General features: G+C 61.6%; 17 protein-coding genes. All 17 read right to left on the bottom strand.

Going from position 1 to position 15,645, the window contains the following annotated elements:
- Nucleotides 1-4: 4 nt before the first annotated feature.
- The 17 genes from V8P77_RS13890 to V8P77_RS13970 all read right to left on the bottom strand — a co-directional run bounded on the left by V8P77_RS13890 (nucleotide 5) and on the right by V8P77_RS13970 (nucleotide 15,629).
- Complete coding sequence (locus tag V8P77_RS13890) at nucleotides 5-211, bottom strand: hypothetical protein (RefSeq protein ID WP_335912997.1); 207 nt, start codon at nucleotides 209-211, stop codon at nucleotides 5-7.
- A gap of 168 nt (nucleotides 212-379) precedes the next feature.
- Entirely contained in the window at nucleotides 380-844 is a 465-nt protein-coding gene (locus tag V8P77_RS13895; protein WP_335912998.1) for a lysozyme, read from the bottom strand.
- Nucleotides 834-1,031, bottom strand: a complete 198-nt coding sequence (locus tag V8P77_RS13900; RefSeq protein ID WP_335912999.1) for a DUF7940 domain-containing protein — start codon at nucleotides 1,029-1,031, stop codon at nucleotides 834-836. The genes V8P77_RS13895 and V8P77_RS13900 overlap by 11 nt, the downstream gene beginning before the upstream one ends.
- 24 nt (nucleotides 1,032-1,055) lie before the next feature.
- Nucleotides 1,056-1,568: a DUF7338 family protein gene (locus tag V8P77_RS13905; RefSeq protein ID WP_335913000.1), complete on the bottom strand. Its 513-nt coding sequence runs from the start codon at nucleotides 1,566-1,568 to the stop codon at nucleotides 1,056-1,058.
- Nucleotides 1,565-1,921: a hypothetical protein gene (locus V8P77_RS13910; protein ID WP_335913173.1), complete on the bottom strand. Its 357-nt coding sequence runs from the start codon at nucleotides 1,919-1,921 to the stop codon at nucleotides 1,565-1,567. Before V8P77_RS13910 ends, V8P77_RS13905 begins: the two co-directional genes overlap by 4 nt.
- Nucleotides 1,921-3,276 carry a hypothetical protein gene (locus V8P77_RS13915; protein WP_335913001.1) on the bottom strand — a complete coding sequence of 452 codons (1,356 nt, stop codon included), beginning with the start codon at nucleotides 3,274-3,276 and terminating at the stop codon, nucleotides 1,921-1,923. The genes V8P77_RS13910 and V8P77_RS13915 overlap by 1 nt, the downstream gene beginning before the upstream one ends.
- A gap of 271 nt (nucleotides 3,277-3,547) precedes the next feature.
- Entirely contained in the window at nucleotides 3,548-5,533 is a 1,986-nt protein-coding gene (locus V8P77_RS13920; RefSeq protein WP_335913002.1) for a hypothetical protein, read from the bottom strand.
- Nucleotides 5,533-7,872, bottom strand: coding sequence for a hypothetical protein (locus V8P77_RS13925; RefSeq protein WP_335913003.1), 2,340 nt, complete (start codon nucleotides 7,870-7,872; stop codon nucleotides 5,533-5,535). Before V8P77_RS13925 ends, V8P77_RS13920 begins: the two co-directional genes overlap by 1 nt.
- Before the next feature lie 152 nt (nucleotides 7,873-8,024).
- Nucleotides 8,025-9,032: a tail fiber domain-containing protein gene (locus tag V8P77_RS13930; RefSeq protein WP_335913004.1), complete on the bottom strand. Its 1,008-nt coding sequence runs from the start codon at nucleotides 9,030-9,032 to the stop codon at nucleotides 8,025-8,027.
- On the bottom strand, nucleotides 9,016-9,414 hold the full coding sequence (locus V8P77_RS13935; protein WP_335913005.1) for a GNAT family N-acetyltransferase: 399 nt from the start codon (nucleotides 9,412-9,414) through the stop codon (nucleotides 9,016-9,018). The genes V8P77_RS13930 and V8P77_RS13935 overlap by 17 nt, the downstream gene beginning before the upstream one ends.
- On the bottom strand, nucleotides 9,411-11,234 hold the full coding sequence (locus tag V8P77_RS13940) for a hypothetical protein (protein WP_335913006.1): 1,824 nt from the start codon (nucleotides 11,232-11,234) through the stop codon (nucleotides 9,411-9,413). The genes V8P77_RS13935 and V8P77_RS13940 overlap by 4 nt, the downstream gene beginning before the upstream one ends.
- Nucleotides 11,231-11,929: a phage adaptor protein gene (locus V8P77_RS13945; protein WP_335913007.1), complete on the bottom strand. Its 699-nt coding sequence runs from the start codon at nucleotides 11,927-11,929 to the stop codon at nucleotides 11,231-11,233. Before V8P77_RS13945 ends, V8P77_RS13940 begins: the two co-directional genes overlap by 4 nt.
- Before the next feature lie 15 nt (nucleotides 11,930-11,944).
- Nucleotides 11,945-12,514 (bottom strand): hypothetical protein, encoded by a 570-nt coding sequence (locus V8P77_RS13950; protein ID WP_335913008.1) that lies wholly within the window; start codon nucleotides 12,512-12,514, stop codon nucleotides 11,945-11,947.
- A 61-nt stretch (nucleotides 12,515-12,575) separates the two neighbouring features.
- Nucleotides 12,576-12,740, bottom strand: coding sequence for a hypothetical protein (locus tag V8P77_RS13955; protein ID WP_335913009.1), 165 nt, complete (start codon nucleotides 12,738-12,740; stop codon nucleotides 12,576-12,578).
- Between the two features lie 10 nt (nucleotides 12,741-12,750).
- A complete protein-coding gene (locus V8P77_RS13960) occupies nucleotides 12,751-13,536 on the bottom strand; it encodes a hypothetical protein (protein WP_335913010.1) in 786 nt (261 codons plus the stop codon).
- 22 nt (nucleotides 13,537-13,558) lie between these two features.
- Nucleotides 13,559-14,533 (bottom strand): phage major capsid protein, encoded by a 975-nt coding sequence (locus V8P77_RS13965; RefSeq protein ID WP_130707575.1) that lies wholly within the window; start codon nucleotides 14,531-14,533, stop codon nucleotides 13,559-13,561.
- Between the two features lie 19 nt (nucleotides 14,534-14,552).
- Nucleotides 14,553-15,629, bottom strand: a complete 1,077-nt coding sequence (locus V8P77_RS13970; protein ID WP_335913011.1) for a hypothetical protein — start codon at nucleotides 15,627-15,629, stop codon at nucleotides 14,553-14,555.
- Between the last annotated feature and the right edge of the window lie 16 nt (nucleotides 15,630-15,645).

Below are 15,645 nucleotides of genomic sequence, written 5' to 3' on the forward strand. Positions count from 1 at the left end.
GCGTCTACTCCCAGCAGCCTTGAGCGGCGCCGAACTTATTATGGCTGGCAATCTGGTTTGCGAACGGCCGATCGGTCTTCAGGATCGTGACCGACGTCTGCAGGCTCGGCGTCAGGCGTGAGAACCCGTCGCACACATTCTGCTTTGTCGTCGTCTGACAGCCCGAGATCAGCGCACAGAGCGCCAGCATCAGAAGTGGAAACTTCATCATCGATCGTGTTCCTTTCGCGCAGAACCTGAACGGATTTCGTGAGGGCAGCTGTTGCGGCCATCTGCTTGCCTTCGGACTGCCCAAGCCAGCGTGCCGGGTAAAAGGCAAGGACGGCGCCGAGGGCGATGGCGACCGGCAGCTTTATGACGTCGGGGATAAGGGAGAGCATCACAGGCCTTCCAAGCAGAACTGACGTTCCTTCTGCCGGCGGCGAGTCAGGCCCGGGAAGACGATGCCCGCGGCGCGGTTCCACTTCAGGAGAGCTTCGCAGCCTTCAGCGGTCTTGCCGGCATTAATGAGCCTGATCGCGCTCGAGCCGCAAGCAGCCTTGACGCCGACATTATAGGCAAAGGAGGTCAGCGCCACGAAACGGGCATCTGGCAGGGTGACGCGCACGCAGCGCTCTATCCCGGCCGCATAGGTTTGGAGCTCGAGCGATAGAAGCGCCTTGCACTGCTCGACGGTCCTCCGGTCCCCCGGCTTTACCCCGTTCGTGCTGCCATAACAGATCGTCCAGGGCTGACCTCGAGTCGCCGGATCGGGATAGGCGTTCTGCCTCAGCCCTTCAAGCGAACCAACGAGCGCAACAGCCATTGCAGCCACCGCGCTGCCCTTCTTCATTCTATTTGCCATTGGAAAGCCTCTGATCGATTATTCGAGCCGGGACGGAAAGCAGCAGGAGGACGATCGACAGCCACGGCGGGATGTAGCCATCGAGATACGGGACGATGTACGGCGCGAGTTCAAAGGCTCCCGCGAAGTAGACGCACCAAAGCGACAGGGAGCGCGCGAGAACGCGCCGCCAGTTATGGACGAGCATGGGAGGCTCCAGGTTGTGGGGTGGTTAGGACCGCTTAGGCCCGATTTGGAATGCGTAGTGATGGTTCCGGCCGTCGTAGGGCTTGTTCACCCAGCCAAACCAAAGCTTGAGATAAAAGCCACCGAACAGCGGTTGATCGCGCTTAAAGCAGAAGAAGCGCACGCCCTTGGCCGTCTCCATGACGTACCATTGATTTTTAGGGGTATCGCTGATTACCTGGCGGACGATGACGCTGCCGGCCGCCGGCATGCCCAGCAGTTCCGATTGCCAGCCATGGGCGGGATTGCGGCAGATCCAGCAGGTTCGTTGCCACCAGAGAGCCCAGCCGGTGAGATCGGGCCTATATCCCTTCACGCGCTGAGATATGCCACCGTCCAGATCGGCGTCGAGAGTGGAAAACCATTGCAGGATGCCGGGAAGCCTTGGGCCGGTCCGGAGCGAGAGAGCGGCCAGCAGCGGCGACAGGAGAAAGGCCAGGAGCACGAAGGCGAGATTGGCCGGGAAGTAAGCGAGATAGCGCAGGATCGGCTTGATCATAGCTGCGCCGCCGCTTCAAAGAACGCGTCGATCTGCAGCGACGTGAAGCCCATCGCCGCGAAACCTGCCATCATCGTTGGGCTGTCCTTGACGAAGGTGCCGCTATATTCGAAGGCGTCCTGGATCTCGCCATCCTGCTGCGCCACCCATGCCTTGACCTGGTCGAGCAGGCCAGAGCGCCGCAGCATCAGCCGGAACTGCCGCGCGGACACCGATGACACTTTTGGCGGGGCGTTCAGGCGCGCGACGAGTTCGGGATTGTCGTCAGAGAGGAACTCCTCTGCCATGCCCTCCTGCAGCTGCTCGAACACGCCATCGATGGCGCCGTCATCAGATCGTGAAACAAAAGGCATTACGCGTTCCTCCCGCATGGAAAATGGAAGCCGTCGGTCCAGACCCAAAGGCTGCCGGAGGCGCCGGCGACGCGGCGAATTTGCCGACTTGTATTGGTCCAGATTTCTTGCGAGCCAATAGCGAAACCACTTGCCACCTGAATAGTGCCGATATTACCGCCGTCATCCCCAATGCCAGCCGCGAGGATGCCTTGCGCCGGGTCGGATAGCAGAGCTGCGTTGGTAGTCGCAGACGAGGTGAATTCGAAGCGAAGTTTCGCCTTGGATTTAACGCCGTTCGGAACGGTAAGCGTAGTCAAGTTCGATGTTGTCGATATACTGACGCCGACCGCATCCTTGACCGGTGTCACGAAAGTATATTCATCCCTCGGATACATGACGAACAGCCGGATGAGCGAAGTTGCATCCGTCAGCACGACGCCGATCTGCTTGACGATGGTATAGCCCGTGAGCAGCGTCGTGTTGACGCCGCCGATGGTTGCCGAAGTCGAGAACACCACGTCAAAGCTCAGATCGTCGTCCTTGCGCAGCGCATAGGCGAAGTAAGTCGCGCTTGCCCCGACAGAGCCGGTATCGAGCCCGCCATTGCCGGTCCCTACCGCCCACGTGCCGTTGATCCGCTTGGTGATCGACGCAGCATTAGAAACGAAGCTCGAGCCCGAGCGAACCGAGCCGGCCGCGAAATCCACATGGGTTGTTGGGCTGCCGCTGTTGTTGGACAGGAGCACGCCGTCGATGAAGCTGCCGACCGCCGTGGTTTCGGCTTTCGCCAAAAGCCGCGTCAGAACCTTGTTCGTGAAGAACGCCGCCCCGCTGCAGATGATGAAGACGGAATAGCCGTTCGGGACAACCAGCGTTGCGGCCCCGTCGATTGTCTCCGCCCCGTTGGCATCGATAGTTACGTCGGCGCCATCGGCGATCACCGTATAGTGCCAGTTCGCGCCCAAGGTCGCGGCGGCGGTCAGGGTGACGGTTGCAACTGCCGTGAAGCGGTGCACAGCGGCATCGTCCGACGCAACGGCGGTGTAATCCGCTGATTTGGCGGCATAGACCATGGCGTGATCGAATGCGACGTCGACGCCATTCTGCGTGAACCCGAGAAGGCCACCGCCCTTGAGATAAAGGCCGGTCTGCGGAACTGAGGCGAACCCTACCCCAGGCGCTGACACCGTCCCGCTTGCGGCCTTCAGCGGCGCAACCATCGGCGCCGACCCGTCACGCGGCAGCGAGTTGGTGATTTCGTTGCCGAGGTCGGTGGTCAGCGCGTTCCATGGCACGGGGTCGATGACCTGGCCGACGGAAGGTGTCGTTCCGGCGGGCTTGGAATAGACGCCAGTTGATGGATTTCTGGGCATTCACCTTCTCCAAAAAGAAGCGGCCCCGCGAATTGCGAGGCCATCAATGGTGTAGTATTGGTTGCCGATGCAGATCGATCACGACCCTGAAGAGCCGAAAGTTGACCGCGGACCTGGGCCGTGGAAGTCGGTCTTTGTTATTCTCATTCTGGGGTGGGCGTGGTTTCTCTATTTCAGGCCGTTTGACTGGCCTGCCATTGCTCTTGGCATTGGCACTGGAGGCGGGATAGTCGCCTGGGCAATCGAGATCACTGGCAACAAGATTCCCGACTCATGGCGCAGTAAGTCTCGGAACTCCGGCCGCTCCTGATTCCACCAGCGCTGACACGAGCCGCGCCCTTAGTTGATCGTTCCGCGATAGCTGCTGTGTCCCTGCCTGCAATACGTCTAGCGCAACGTCTGGGTTCGTCTCCATTAGCACGCGAGAAAGCTGCTCCACCACGGCCGGCGGTTGCCCGGTCACAGTACCGAGGACCTTCGAGAGACCTGTCGTAATCGCTCCGATACGGTCGCCGCGCACGAAACGTGCGATAACCGAGGGGTCGAACTGGTTCAGGTCCGCGGCATCTGCGAGGTTGTCGGCCGAGCGAGATCCGCCGAGCGCCGCATTTGCTGTCCGGAACATAGTCTGTTCTCTGCCAATGCGGTCTGCAAGCTGTCCACCGCGCTCCGGAGCGGCGAACGCCGGAAGTTCGGCATCGTACTTTGGCGTCTGCAGCATCCGCGCCTTGTTCGTCGTCGGCGACGAAGACGCCCCCTCCAAGCGAGCGATCATCGGATCGATGTAACCGGCGCGGAAGTCCATCTGTTGATCGGCTGGCATCGCCTCGAATTCGGGGATCGTATCCTGAGCTCTGCGGGAGATACGGCTTGCTGCACTGCCCGCTTCAACGGCCTCGATCCGGCGCGACGCACGGGCGAATGCATCCCGGGCGCCCACATATCCCTCGGAGGCATCGGCAAGCGCCTGGTCCACCAGCCCCTGAACACGTGAGAGGTAGTGCGCGCGATTGCCGGCTCCCTGTGCCTCGGCTCTTTGGATCATGTCGTCCAAGTCCAACTTCGCCCTGAACAGCGTGTCGAAGTCGGTTACCTGGGAATTGCCGTCCGAAAGCATGGAGCGAACGCGCGTTAAGGCGCCCTCGATCGAGTCATTGGCAATCCGGTCGCGTGGGTTGACCAATTGGTTGACGCCCGGACGAATTGTTCTGTCGATCTCTTCAAGGACCGGCGTGACGTTGACCGGGCCGGCATTCGCACGGGCGGCTGGATATAGTTCGTTTGCCTCAGCCGTGCGCTGCGCCGTACGATCGGCGACCCGACGGCCGGCTGTATCAAAGGTGTCAAACCCTTCTGCGAGATTGTTCGCCAGCCGCTCGCCCTGTCCTGCCTGCCTCGCCATCATGGCCTCGGCAAGGGCCTGCCGGTTATCATGTGGAACCCGAGCGGACGTCGACATCAGCCGTTCGCCTGTATAGCCCATGGCGTCGGCGACATTGAACATGTCCTGACCGTCAGCGCCTGCAGCGCGCATGTTATTGGCGATTTGCTCGGGTGTCTGCCCGGCGCGGCGCAGCGCCGTAGCGAGCGCATCCCGCACATATCCATTCGGTGCAAACGGCGCTATCAACGGCGCAGCAGCGGATTTGACGACCTGTGAGACGCCGGCAACAGCAGCAGGCGCTATTGTTCCAATGCCGAGACCCAAAAGCCCCCCTAAGCCGGCATTTTCCAGCCTATTTTGAAACCCTCCTTCCCCGGATCCAAATCCGGAGAGGCCACCCATGATCGTCCCCTCCTTCATCGCAGCACCAGTTACGCGCCCCAGACCTGCCTCAGCCTTAATGGCGTTGACAGTTGGAGAGAGTCCAGCCTTGGCGAGGCGGCTGGCGCCCCATAGCGCGCCTGTTGCCTTGCCTGCGATGTTGGCTGCCGGATGCTCCTCGTAGGCCTGTTCCTGCTCCCCACGAGTATCCGCCAAAGCTTGATCGTAGGTCTTTGCATCGCGCCACGGCAAGATATGGGAGCCGGCATAGTCGATGCCGGCACCGATCTCGTCGGCATAGCCCATCCCGACCATGTCGACGATGCCTTGACCGAACGAGTTGATGTTGCCGGTCACTTTGTCGAAGGTTGACTTTTCGGGCGGCGGCGCGGTCTGCACCTGAAGCTTGCCGATCGCACCCTTCAGGGCTTCCTCATCCGGCGCGTCGACCTCGAAGGACTGACCGTTAAGCTGGATTTGATATTTCGGCATCAGTTGACCTTCCGTATCCGGACACCTGGCGAGATTTCCGTCCAACCTTCGTCGCCGTCGATCTGCTGACGCTTGTAGGTCGGTCCAGCCTCGCGAACCATCGCATTCAAGACCGTCTCGCGGTTCTGCTTCTTCTGCTCAAGCACTTCTTTGGTGTCGCCCGGCATGGGAAAATACTGCTTATTTGCGTTGGCGAACTCCTCGGACGAGATGACCGCGCCCGACTCTCGGCGGAGTTGGGCATTGATGAAATCCCGACGAGCCTGAGCAAACTTCTGGAAGTCCTCGGGAACGATCTGGTTTTCGATGATATCCGGAATCCAGGAGTTGTCGGTGACGCCTTGAGACCAATTATTCAGCCCAGCACCCCCGAATTTGTCGACCAAGGCAGCTGAGTTAGTCATACGATCGGCGAACCCTGCCGCCTTGTTCTCGTCGAGTGTCACCTTTGGCTTCGTGATCTGGATGTTTCCGTTGTCCGCCGGCGCCGGCTGCGGCACTTCTGCCGGCTGGTCAGGTCCGGGTTGCGCCGACGGCGTTTGCGGATTCGGTGCGACTGGCTGCGCCGGTGCGTTGGCAGGCTTCGAGAAAATGCCTTGCGGCGTCAGGAAGATGATCTCCCCATTCGGGCCGCTGATCGTCTTGCCGGCGCCAAGCTGCTGCGCCTGTTCTGGAGTGATCTGCCCACTTTCCATCAGGCCATTGAGAGCCTGTGCCTCGACCGAAGTGCCACTGAACCGGAAGCCGCCACCTTGCGCCTGGGGCGAACGTATATCACCGGTCTTTTTGTTAAAGAGTGCGCCGTTTTCGCCCTTCTCCCAATCGCCGTTTCCGAAATCGACAATGACGCGGCCGGTTGAAGGATCGATCAGCCGTCCGTTGACCTCGATCGGTTTTGGAGGCGCCTGATAGATCGGCTGAACGGTGCCAGTGCGCGGATCTGTGCGCAGTATGGTACCGTCCGGCGCCGTCTCAAAGCCGTATTCCGGTGGCCGCATCAGGGTTTGCAGCGATTGCGCGGCCATCGCCTTCACCTGCGGCGATGCGTTCGGGTTCGTGATCGCCTGCACCAGCGCCTGAACGCGCGGGTTCGCCATCGGGTTCTGTGCCTGCTGCGGCGCGTTGTCGAGCGCCTGGGCGAGACGTGCCTGTCCTGACTGCTGCGCCTGGGCAACCTGCTCTGGAGATGCGGGAGACCCGCCCCCAAGGATCGCTTGGAGAATGCCCTTGTTCGGATCGGCATTCACAAGCTGCGGGCTGTTCTGGAACTCTGGCGGGATCTCCTGCCCCACAGACGGCACGCTGGCGACATTCGGCGTCGGGCCTACCGTGGAAGGCGGCAGAGGCGGCAGAGGCGGCAACGCAGCCTGTGGGCCTGCCTGTGGCGGCATGGGCTGCGCCGGTGCGGATGCTCGCATCTGCCCTGCAGCGCCAGGCATGGGAATGCCGATCGAAGGGTCGAGGCTCGCAACTTCACCCGGGGCGGATGCTTGCGGCATGGGAGGGGCAGCGGCGGAGCCGGCGCTTGCTACCCGAGGGTCGACATAGCCGGGCGTCGGCGCCGCTGGCGGGGCATTGACCGGGGGCGGCTGGATCGCCGCTGCTGGAGGCGCAACGACTGGCCCTGCGCTAGCCACCTGAGCGCCAGCGGGGGCAGCCGTAGCACCTGATTGAAGATCGGCCACGATCTGCGCCATTTCGGAATCCGGGACGTTCTTGAACCCCTCCCATTCCGACCGCAGCGCACTGATCTTTCCTGGCAACGTGTCTGCCGAGGCGATGCGATTGCGAGCGAGATAAGACGCCACGCGGTCTTGGGTGGCCCGATCATAGGGAGCGTTCGGATCAAGACCCAGCGCACCCACAGCGCTGCGCAGCGTCGTCCCAACCGTCTGATATTTCCCGACGGGCGTTGCGACACGGCCAACCTTGCCTTTGACATACTGGGCATATGGTCCGCTCGGATCGGTGAAGGCCAAGACGTCTCTGATCGGCATGCTCGAAACCGACGTGCCGGCAAATGGCCCATCCTTTTGAGCGTGTCCGAAAAGAGTGTCGTAATCGCCCGCCCCTTCCGTCCTGTCCACCGCGGCGAGGAAAGACGACGGGAGGTCACCATTGGTTGGAGTGGCGGCGATATTATCCGATGCGTCCACCTTCGGCATGGAGGAGCCGGTAGCGCCGGGGTTGGCAGGCTTGTCGCCGCCACCGAACAGCGATGACAGGAAGCCCTTGGGCTGCTCTGGAGGTGTGTAAGGCTGTCCAGTGATGGCGGAGATAACCTGAGCGTCAGCCGCGCGCTGCTCGTTCGCCTGATTGCGAATGGCAAGGCCGCCCATAAGCGCCTGCGCCATGCGCGCAGCGCCTTCCCACGGAGATTTGATCGGGCTGGTGTCGGTACCCTGCTGAAGCATGGCCGCAGCGAGACGCTTGCGGGCGTCCGTGACATCACCTTGGCTCCGGCCCGTATCGCCGCCAAATATGAACGACATTATGCCACCGCCTTTTCATAATCTACACGATCGAAGCCGTCGGCGGCCTCGATTACAGCTTCGGGATGGACGTCCCGCACATCGTCGGACATCAGCCCGATCTGGCTGGGACCGCCCTCCTTGTAGCGGAAGGCGTAGACCGGCAGGCCGTTGTCCAATGTGCCGACGCGTCTGATGTCTTCCTTCAGCCGCCGATCGGATTTCATCGCCCAGCCGCCGAGCAGAGAGGAACCAAGGCCAAAGAGGCCGCCCATAGCCGCATTGCTTGCCGCGACTTGCTGATTGTAGGCGCCCATCTGCTGATTATAGTTCTCATTGATCAAGCCAGCCTGATCCACCGTGGGAAGCTGTGTCGTCGGTGAGTTGACGTAGTTGGGCTGATTGACCTGAGAGCCGGACATCAGCGCCGAAATCTCGTTCAGCGGCTGGTTTCGCTCTGTGAGGATCGAGTTCTGCGCATTCGAGTACATGTCGCCGAGATACTGGTCGGATGCAGCCTGCTTGCGCGTGGTGAAATCACGCAGCGCGTTGTTATAGGCCTCGGAACCCATCGAGATGCCCTTGTCGGCAAGGCTTTGGTCAAGGCTCTTCTGATCGCGATCCCACTGGTTGTTGAACCCGCCCTGCCAATGGTCGTTGACGTACTTGTCAACATTCCCGGCACTGAGATCGACATTGGTGCCGAGAACGCCCGAAATCTTGCCGGTCTGGTCATTGGCCAGTTTCGCCAGACCAAGCTGCGTCTGCTGCGTCTGATCGTAGATCGCCTGGTTCTCGGGCGAATAGGTCTGATAGGCCGAATAGGTCGGCAGCTGGTAGGTCTTACCGTTCTGGTCGGTCATCGTCGTATTGCCGGTGACCTTATATTCCAGCGAACCGTCGGGCGTGTACTGGTTCGTATGGCTGAGCCCAGCGTTGGCGATGGCGGTGTCCACGTTCGTCGCTGTCTGCGCCGCCGCGGTCTGTGTCGGATCGGGCGCTTTCGGCGCCTTAGGCGTGGAGACCATAGGGGAAGTCCTCTTTGAAGATTCCATAGAGCAGCGCGTCACAGTCGCCGAAGTAAGCCGTCTGCCGGCCTTCCAGGCGCGCGCCGAGCCTTTCGAGCGCCTGCTGAGCAGCGATATTGTCGGCGCGCGTCCTGAATGTCGCCCGGCGGCAGCCGAGCTGGTCGACGACGTATCGAAAGACTGCCCGCATCAAGGTTGCCGAAAGCCGATCAGCGGCAAGCGAGACTTCGACGTCATGTTCCGTCCAGACGTTGAAGACATAGGCGGCGATGATCCGGCCGCCCTGGACCTGCGCCATGGCAGTGAACGGCGGATGGAAGGCAACCCCGATCTTGCCCCCAACCCATGCCGCGATATCCTCGCGAGGCTCGGAGACGATCAAATCGGGGAACCTTTTTCATAGAGAACCGATCCGCCGATGACAGCCGCTTCAGACACAGAACCGGACGCGCCGGAAATCAACGCCCGGATCGTCGGCGCCAGCGCTGAGCCGGAGCCGCCCGCTGAAGCAAACTTTCGGACGATCGACAGACCGGGGAATTTCGAGACGCCCCAGATTGCCGAGCCCCACGTCGCCGCTGCATTGTTCTCGACTGTCGACAGGAGCGCTGTCGGAATCTTGGTCTGGTAGTCGAACGACATGCCGGCATACATCAGCGTCGAGACACCGATCTGCGCCGTTACACCGATCAGCTTCGAGAACTTGGATGCCATGTCCTCGCCGTAGCGGTTCCACGCTCCCACCATGAGAGCATCGATCGCCGCGCCGTTGTCATTGGCCCCGATCTCCGCTTCGTAGACAGTGCCGTCCGCGGCGCCGAAAAACAGCCTGTCCTGCCAGTTTCCCCAGCAGGAGGCAGCAAGTCCGACGAAGCGGCACCAAGCGCCGGTTTCGGTGTTCATCACGTACTGATATGGCCCCAGCGATGACGGCAGGTTGACGATTGCCATCTGCCGTGCCGGAAAGCTCGCCAGTTGCCATTCGTCCGAGGTCGTGCCGGCGGTCGCGACAGTCTCGCGCCAGGTCGGGCCGATCTTGGCGGTGATGGCGCCGAGGCTGGTTGCCCCTCGATCGAGCTGCACGGCTTTCGTGATGGGCACGATACCGTCCGTCGTCATGATCGCCAGATCCGCACCGACAGAAAGGAAGCATCTTTCGGTTCCGAGCGGTCGCCCGAGCTTGAACGTCCCGATCAGGCCCCAATTACTCACGCTGGAAGGATCGGACCCCTGATAGACGATCACCTCGCCTTCAGACGACATGAGCACCAGGCATTGCTGCAGCCCGGTGGAAACCGGGATCGTCCAGACACCAATGGCGATAAGCGTGCCGCCGTATTTCATGTTGCCGCCGACCGGCAGAACCGTCGCCGTGCCGCTGACGGCGTCGGTCGCGAGATACCAGACGTTGGTCGAGTTCTTCTCGATGAACCAAAGCCTCGAGCGATAGGCTGTCACAGCGATCAGCAGCGATGAATCCGAAATTCCAGTGATCATCGTGGACGAAACATAAGGCGTTGCGACGGCGCCCGTTTCCAACTGGGCATTGGTGACAGAGCCGGCCACCGTCAGGGTCAGCGTGCCGGCGACAGGCGTGAATGTCAGGGTGACGCGGTTACCGACGCCGGTTCCGTTCAAGACGCCTGCGAACGCGCCAGACAGGGTCACGGAGCCCGTCCCGAAGAAGCTCAAGGTATATTGGACCGCCTTGACGGCGACGTTCTGCGTGGCGAGCGTTGCGGTGCCGACCAGAATGTTGTTCGTCCAGGTCGTTCCATTGTAGAGCAGAGGCAGATCCAGGCCATTGACGAGGCGCAGATATTCCTGGCCGGCCGGATTGGTGTACTGCTGGACCGACCAGCGGGCGCTGGACAAGCCCGATACCGCTGCTGCCCCTACTACGCCGCCGGCGGTCACGTCGAAAATCTTGTCTCCTGCCGCGGCAAAAAGCCTGTTGCTCACGCCGACGTAGGGAATGACCGTCTGAACAGGCGCCCCGAGACCGGTTGCGAAAGCGCCATTGCCATAGCGCGCCCGCACGCGGTTCGCCTCGGGAAAGAAGTTGTCGAGTTGAAACGCCGCGTCCTTCGGCATGTCCGCCATCTCGACGTCGGTTCGCCAGCCACCAATAGGCGCGATCCAGTCTTTGCTCGGCGACACGCGGCCGGTGCGCCCATTTGGGGGAACGGGTTTTCTGGTCATACTGTGATAATGCCCGGCCAGTAGTTTTCGGGGACTTCACCGCGGTTGGGCATCGACAGACTGATCGGCTGCGCGGCGCGGTCAGCACCGACGGCAGCCTCCTTGGCCCGCTCGAAGTTTTCGAGCTCTTCGCCGTAGTCCAGCCCCTTTGCCCGCTTCCAGCGCCAGATTAGCGAAAGCTCGAGAAGGTCTTCCGGGAAACGCGCCGTGTCGGTGTCGTTCGCCCAATTTTCGGCATAGGTCGGGCCGCCCATGACCGCGATCCAATATTTCGAAACGTACTCGTAGCGAAGCGTCTCGCCGACATCGTTCGGGAAGAACGCCAGCTTGCCGCCCATCATGCGGTAAATCTGCGGGACCGGGTTGGAGTTAAGGATGGTGTTCCGTTCCCATGTCTGCGGCTCGACGGGGCCGTTAAGCTGCCACAGGCGCGACGTGTTCCAGATCACAGAATTGGCGGTGAAACGACCGAAGTCCGATGGTGGCTCAGCGGGTTCCGGGATTACCCCGGTCGCCGTGAAGTTCCGCGTCGTCATCAAGACCGACCAATCATGGTCCTTCAGCAGGTCCCGGCCGGCACGATACGACAAGATCTGCAACTGCCTTATCTGCGGGTCAGCCGACGACACGACGGCAGTCGGCGGATCAAGATCGATTTCCGCGCATACGTTCTGGATTATCGTCAAAATCGACATGCGCGGATCTCCGGCTTAGGCTGCTGCTGCTGCGCGGCCGCGGCCACCTTGGCGCTCTTTTTCCATTGCCTCGAAGCGCGAGGCCATTTCCTTCATCTGCTCCTGCAGGCGGCCGACTTCGTCCTTGAGACGCTCGTTCTCTGCGGCAAAGGCCGAAGCGGCCCGGGAGTCCTGCGCGGTCGCAAGATAGCCTTGCGCGGCAGCGACGAGCTCGTTCGCGCCCATGCCGATCTTCTGCTTGGCCGTGTCGGAGAGTGCCGCGAGCTGCTCGACGGTATAGATGTTGATCGCTTCCAGCTCCTTGATCTGGCTGGGCTTCAGATAAGGCCACTGCGCCAGCGGCGTGCCGACAAGCTGCTCGCGGGCCTCGGCGCCTTCCTTGAAGCGCTTGTAGGCGTCGGAAAAGCGCTGTTTGTCGTTCTCCGTCACCTCCCGATAGACTTCGGTGTGTTTGTCGCCGGCGATGAAGATCCGGATGAATTCCTTGTCGGCGAAGATCGGGCGGCCCTCCTTCTCCGTCAGAAAGGTCTGTTCGACCGGCTCGAGACTGAAGGAGGCATAAATTCCGGTGTTGCTATCGGCCATGGTGCTGTCTCGCTGTTGATGGCGGGGGAAAGGAAACGGGCGCCGAAGCGCCCGCCGTTGATCACTTGCTGGTGTCGGTCGACTTTGCGGGGGCTGCCTTCCTGGCGGCCGGCTGCTCGACCTTCTCGGCGATCATCAGAAGCAATTCCTCGATCACCGGTGAGATGTCGCGGCCGGCCTCACGGTCGGCAGCGATTTTCTTGTGAAGTTCATTCATCAGGGACATTTCAGCCTCCTTAGTTCACCTTCGACAGGAAGGGGCGCATCAGCGTAGCTTCGAGCACGCCCGTCGCTGTGACCGTGATGGCGGTGCCATTGGCCGTGGCGTTGGCGGACATGGTGATGCTCTGGATCGTGCCCGAGGGGGTGTAGGTGATCCCGCTGATGGTGGTGGCACCCGGAATGCCGGTGCCCGAGATGGCGGCGCCGATGAACGGGCCTCCTGCGGGGCTGACGTTTCCGAGTGCGGTCAGCTGGTTGGAGCCGTTGACCGTGGTTGCCGTGAAGGTCTGGTTAGCCGCCGCGAAATTCACATTCGCGATGGCTTTGGTGGTCGCCGTGGCCGATGCCGGAGCATTGGCGAGGCCTGCGGTCGCTGTGGTCTCGGCGACGACGAGAGCCGCCGTAGCCGTTGTCACCAGTGCCGGAGCCTGCCCGTTGCGCTGCAGCCAGATGTAATAGGTGCCTGGTGCAAGCGTGATGGCCTGTGCAGGTCCACCAGACTGGGTCGGCGCCTGGCTTGCACCAGCGAAGACGCCGCAACGATTGCCGACGACGGCGGCGGCCGTGGTCAGCAGTGAGGCGACATAATCCCGGGTCCACTGGAACCATTGGCCGGGCTGAAGGGTCGTCTGCGAGGCCAGCACCAGCTGGCAATAGACCCATTCGGATTCGCGGTCTCCGCCGGCGACAGTGCCGAGGGAGAAGTTCGGACCCGGAATACCGGAGCCGGCAACAATCGGGCCTTCGACGACGAACGGGTTCGCGCCAAGACGATCGGTCTGAGAAATTGCGATGGTCATTGGAGTTGATCCTTTCGTTCGATCAGGCGAACAGCACGCCCTGCAGGAAGGCGTTGTTCATGGTGAGGTTGCCGGCGAAGCCCATGAGCTGCACGAAGGCGTCCTGGTTGGTGTTCATGCGCTCGTCGCCGATCGGGGCCATGTCGCGGTCGCGGTGCGGGCGATAGAACAGGTACTTGGTGTTCAGGAAGAACATCTGATTGAGCGGCGCGCCGCCGCCGAAGCCGCCGTCGAAGATCACGTCGGCGCCCATGTATTGCAGCGACTGGAAGCCGGCCATGCCCTTGTCCGCCGAGGTGATGCGCTGGATTGCCTGCAGCGATTCCCAGTAGAGGCGGAAGAAGTTGTTGTCGGCGACGACAAGGTCAGGCGCGTCGGAGCCGCGAACGCAGGACATGTAGAGCCGGTTCATGTAGCTCTGGATGTTGGCATTCGAGGCGGCGGCACCACCATCGGCCGAGGCCGAGAATTTCTGGTTGCGCCAGAAGCCCCAGGTGGCGCGCGAGATGCCGCCGACGGTGCCCGATGTCGGCGAGGTCGAGATCAACAGCTGCAACCCGCCGATCTGACGGCCGCCATCGGCGGTGCCATCGGAATAGCAGTCGAGAGCGATATTGTTCTTCAGCGTCGTTTCGGCGTTTTCGATGCGCTGCTCAAGCAGATCGAGGACCGCATCCTCGCCGGAATTCTGCAGCTGTTCGAGGCCCGACATGGACACGGCGACCGCGGCCTGCTTGAGGTCGTATTCGGCAGCGGTAATCACATCGGACGGCTGCACATTCAAAATGTCGTATCCGGAATATCTGCGAAAGGTCGAATTTTCGGCATATTGCAGTTCCTGGACGATGGTGCGGCCGCCGGAGATTGGCTTCTTGCGGCCGCGGCTGTTCAGACGAGTGAGAAGACCGTTGTTCTTCGTCACGTCGTCGGCGACCGTGCCGCTGCGGTTGCGCAGCGTCGTGGTCACGATTTCAGAAAGGTTGGGGGAAACGGGCATGGATCACTTTCCTTTTAGATCAAACGCGACCGTTCGCGGCATGCAATGCGCTGCGAAGGGATTCGCGGATTGAGGTTGGTTGGCCGGCGCCGGCGCCCTGGGTTGGTCCAGGCGCGGAAGAGCCGGAAATCGATCGCGAGGCGCGGCGAGCCTGATCTGCCGCTGCTGCCTTCTGGGACGTTTGGTCTTGAACTGTGTTCGCCGGCGCAGCCTGGCTGATCAGCTGCTGACGAATATCGGGACGCATCCAGCAGGCGGCGTCGTAAGCTTCCTTGAGGTTCGATGCGCGCCCTGCGCTGATAAGGGCGACCATGTCATCGAGAACTGCTTCGGCGTGCACATTTGCTGGGTCGGAAATGAAGGCATTGACCTGAGTTTCAGTGTCTCGTTTCCGAAGTACCTGTTCAACCGTTGCCTCGACGTTGACGGGCTGAGGCGCTGGCTGTTGCTGAGCCTGTTGCGGACGGCGCTGCAGGATCTGATCCTGCTGCCCGGCGACAAGGGCCTGAAGATTGACGCCGGCCATCCTGGCGACGTGAATGACTGTGTTGATCGGGTCGCGAATAAGCGACTGCTCCCAATCGATCGCCTTCCGCATGACATCGGCGTGTGTCGTGCCGGCCTGCCTGACAATAGGCGTGAATTCTTCCAAGCCCTTGTAGTCCTGCAGAACGCGGAAGCCGTTGTCGACCTCCTGCTCTCGCTTGGCGACGGCGGCCTGGACCTCGGGCGGCAGAGTACCGAACTGGGCCTTTGCCTCAGCCGACCAGCCAGGGGGCACACGGTGCGTCGTTGCGGCCGGCTGCTGTTCGGGCGCCACGGCTGGCGTCTGTGCGGCGGCTGCGGCGGCGTTGGCTGCTGCTGGTGCATCAACAGGCTTCGGCACAGCCGCTGCGGCCGGGGTTCCCTTGTCTGCCTCCTTCGGGGCAAATCGGCCGTGCTCGTCGCGCTGGCGATCGGCGTTGCCCGATGCCGAGACATTTCCGTCAGAGTTATCAAGCGCAGCCCTGAGGCTGTCGCGGATGCTGATCGGCTTTTCGGTGGACGTGCCGAGGTCTTCGCTGCCGTTGCCGGCCTCGTTAATCAGGTCTTCCATGTCGGATGTTTCCTAT

Source organism: Rhizobium aouanii (assembly GCF_037002925.1).
Lineage (GTDB): Bacteria > Pseudomonadota > Alphaproteobacteria > Rhizobiales > Rhizobiaceae > Rhizobium > Rhizobium aouanii.

Bases quoted from the DNA above. Each gene is read 5' to 3' on its own strand.
- V8P77_RS13910 (WP_335913173.1), bottom strand. From the start codon at position 1,921: ATGCCTTTTGTTTCACGATCTGATGACGGCGCCATCGATGGCGTGTTC.
- V8P77_RS13965 (WP_130707575.1), bottom strand. From the start codon at position 14,533: ATGCCCGTTTCCCCCAACCTTTCTGAAATCGTGACCACGACGCTGCGC.
- V8P77_RS13930 (WP_335913004.1), bottom strand. From the start codon at position 9,032: ATGGTCTCCACGCCTAAGGCGCCGAAAGCGCCCGATCCGACACAGACC.
- V8P77_RS13950 (WP_335913008.1), bottom strand. From the start codon at position 12,514: ATGGCCGATAGCAACACCGGAATTTATGCCTCCTTCAGTCTCGAGCCG.
- V8P77_RS13940 (WP_335913006.1), bottom strand. From the start codon at position 11,234: ATGACCAGAAAACCCGTTCCCCCAAATGGGCGCACCGGCCGCGTGTCG.
- V8P77_RS13905 (WP_335913000.1), bottom strand. From the start codon at position 1,568: ATGATCAAGCCGATCCTGCGCTATCTCGCTTACTTCCCGGCCAATCTC.
- V8P77_RS13960 (WP_335913010.1), bottom strand. From the start codon at position 13,536: ATGACCATCGCAATTTCTCAGACCGATCGTCTTGGCGCGAACCCGTTC.
- V8P77_RS13915 (WP_335913001.1), bottom strand. From the start codon at position 3,276: ATGCCCAGAAATCCATCAACTGGCGTCTATTCCAAGCCCGCCGGAACG.
- V8P77_RS13970 (WP_335913011.1), bottom strand. From the start codon at position 15,629: ATGGAAGACCTGATTAACGAGGCCGGCAACGGCAGCGAAGACCTCGGC.
- V8P77_RS13945 (WP_335913007.1), bottom strand. From the start codon at position 11,929: ATGTCGATTTTGACGATAATCCAGAACGTATGCGCGGAAATCGATCTT.
- V8P77_RS13920 (WP_335913002.1), bottom strand. From the start codon at position 5,533: ATGCCGAAATATCAAATCCAGCTTAACGGTCAGTCCTTCGAGGTCGAC.
- V8P77_RS13955 (WP_335913009.1), bottom strand. From the start codon at position 12,740: ATGTCCCTGATGAATGAACTTCACAAGAAAATCGCTGCCGACCGTGAG.
- V8P77_RS13900 (WP_335912999.1), bottom strand. From the start codon at position 1,031: ATGCTCGTCCATAACTGGCGGCGCGTTCTCGCGCGCTCCCTGTCGCTT.
- V8P77_RS13925 (WP_335913003.1), bottom strand. From the start codon at position 7,872: ATGGGCGGCCTTGCCATTCGCAATCAGGCGAACGAGCAGCGCGCGGCT.
- V8P77_RS13890 (WP_335912997.1), bottom strand. From the start codon at position 211: ATGATGAAGTTTCCACTTCTGATGCTGGCGCTCTGTGCGCTGATCTCG.
- V8P77_RS13895 (WP_335912998.1), bottom strand. From the start codon at position 844: ATGGCAAATAGAATGAAGAAGGGCAGCGCGGTGGCTGCAATGGCTGTT.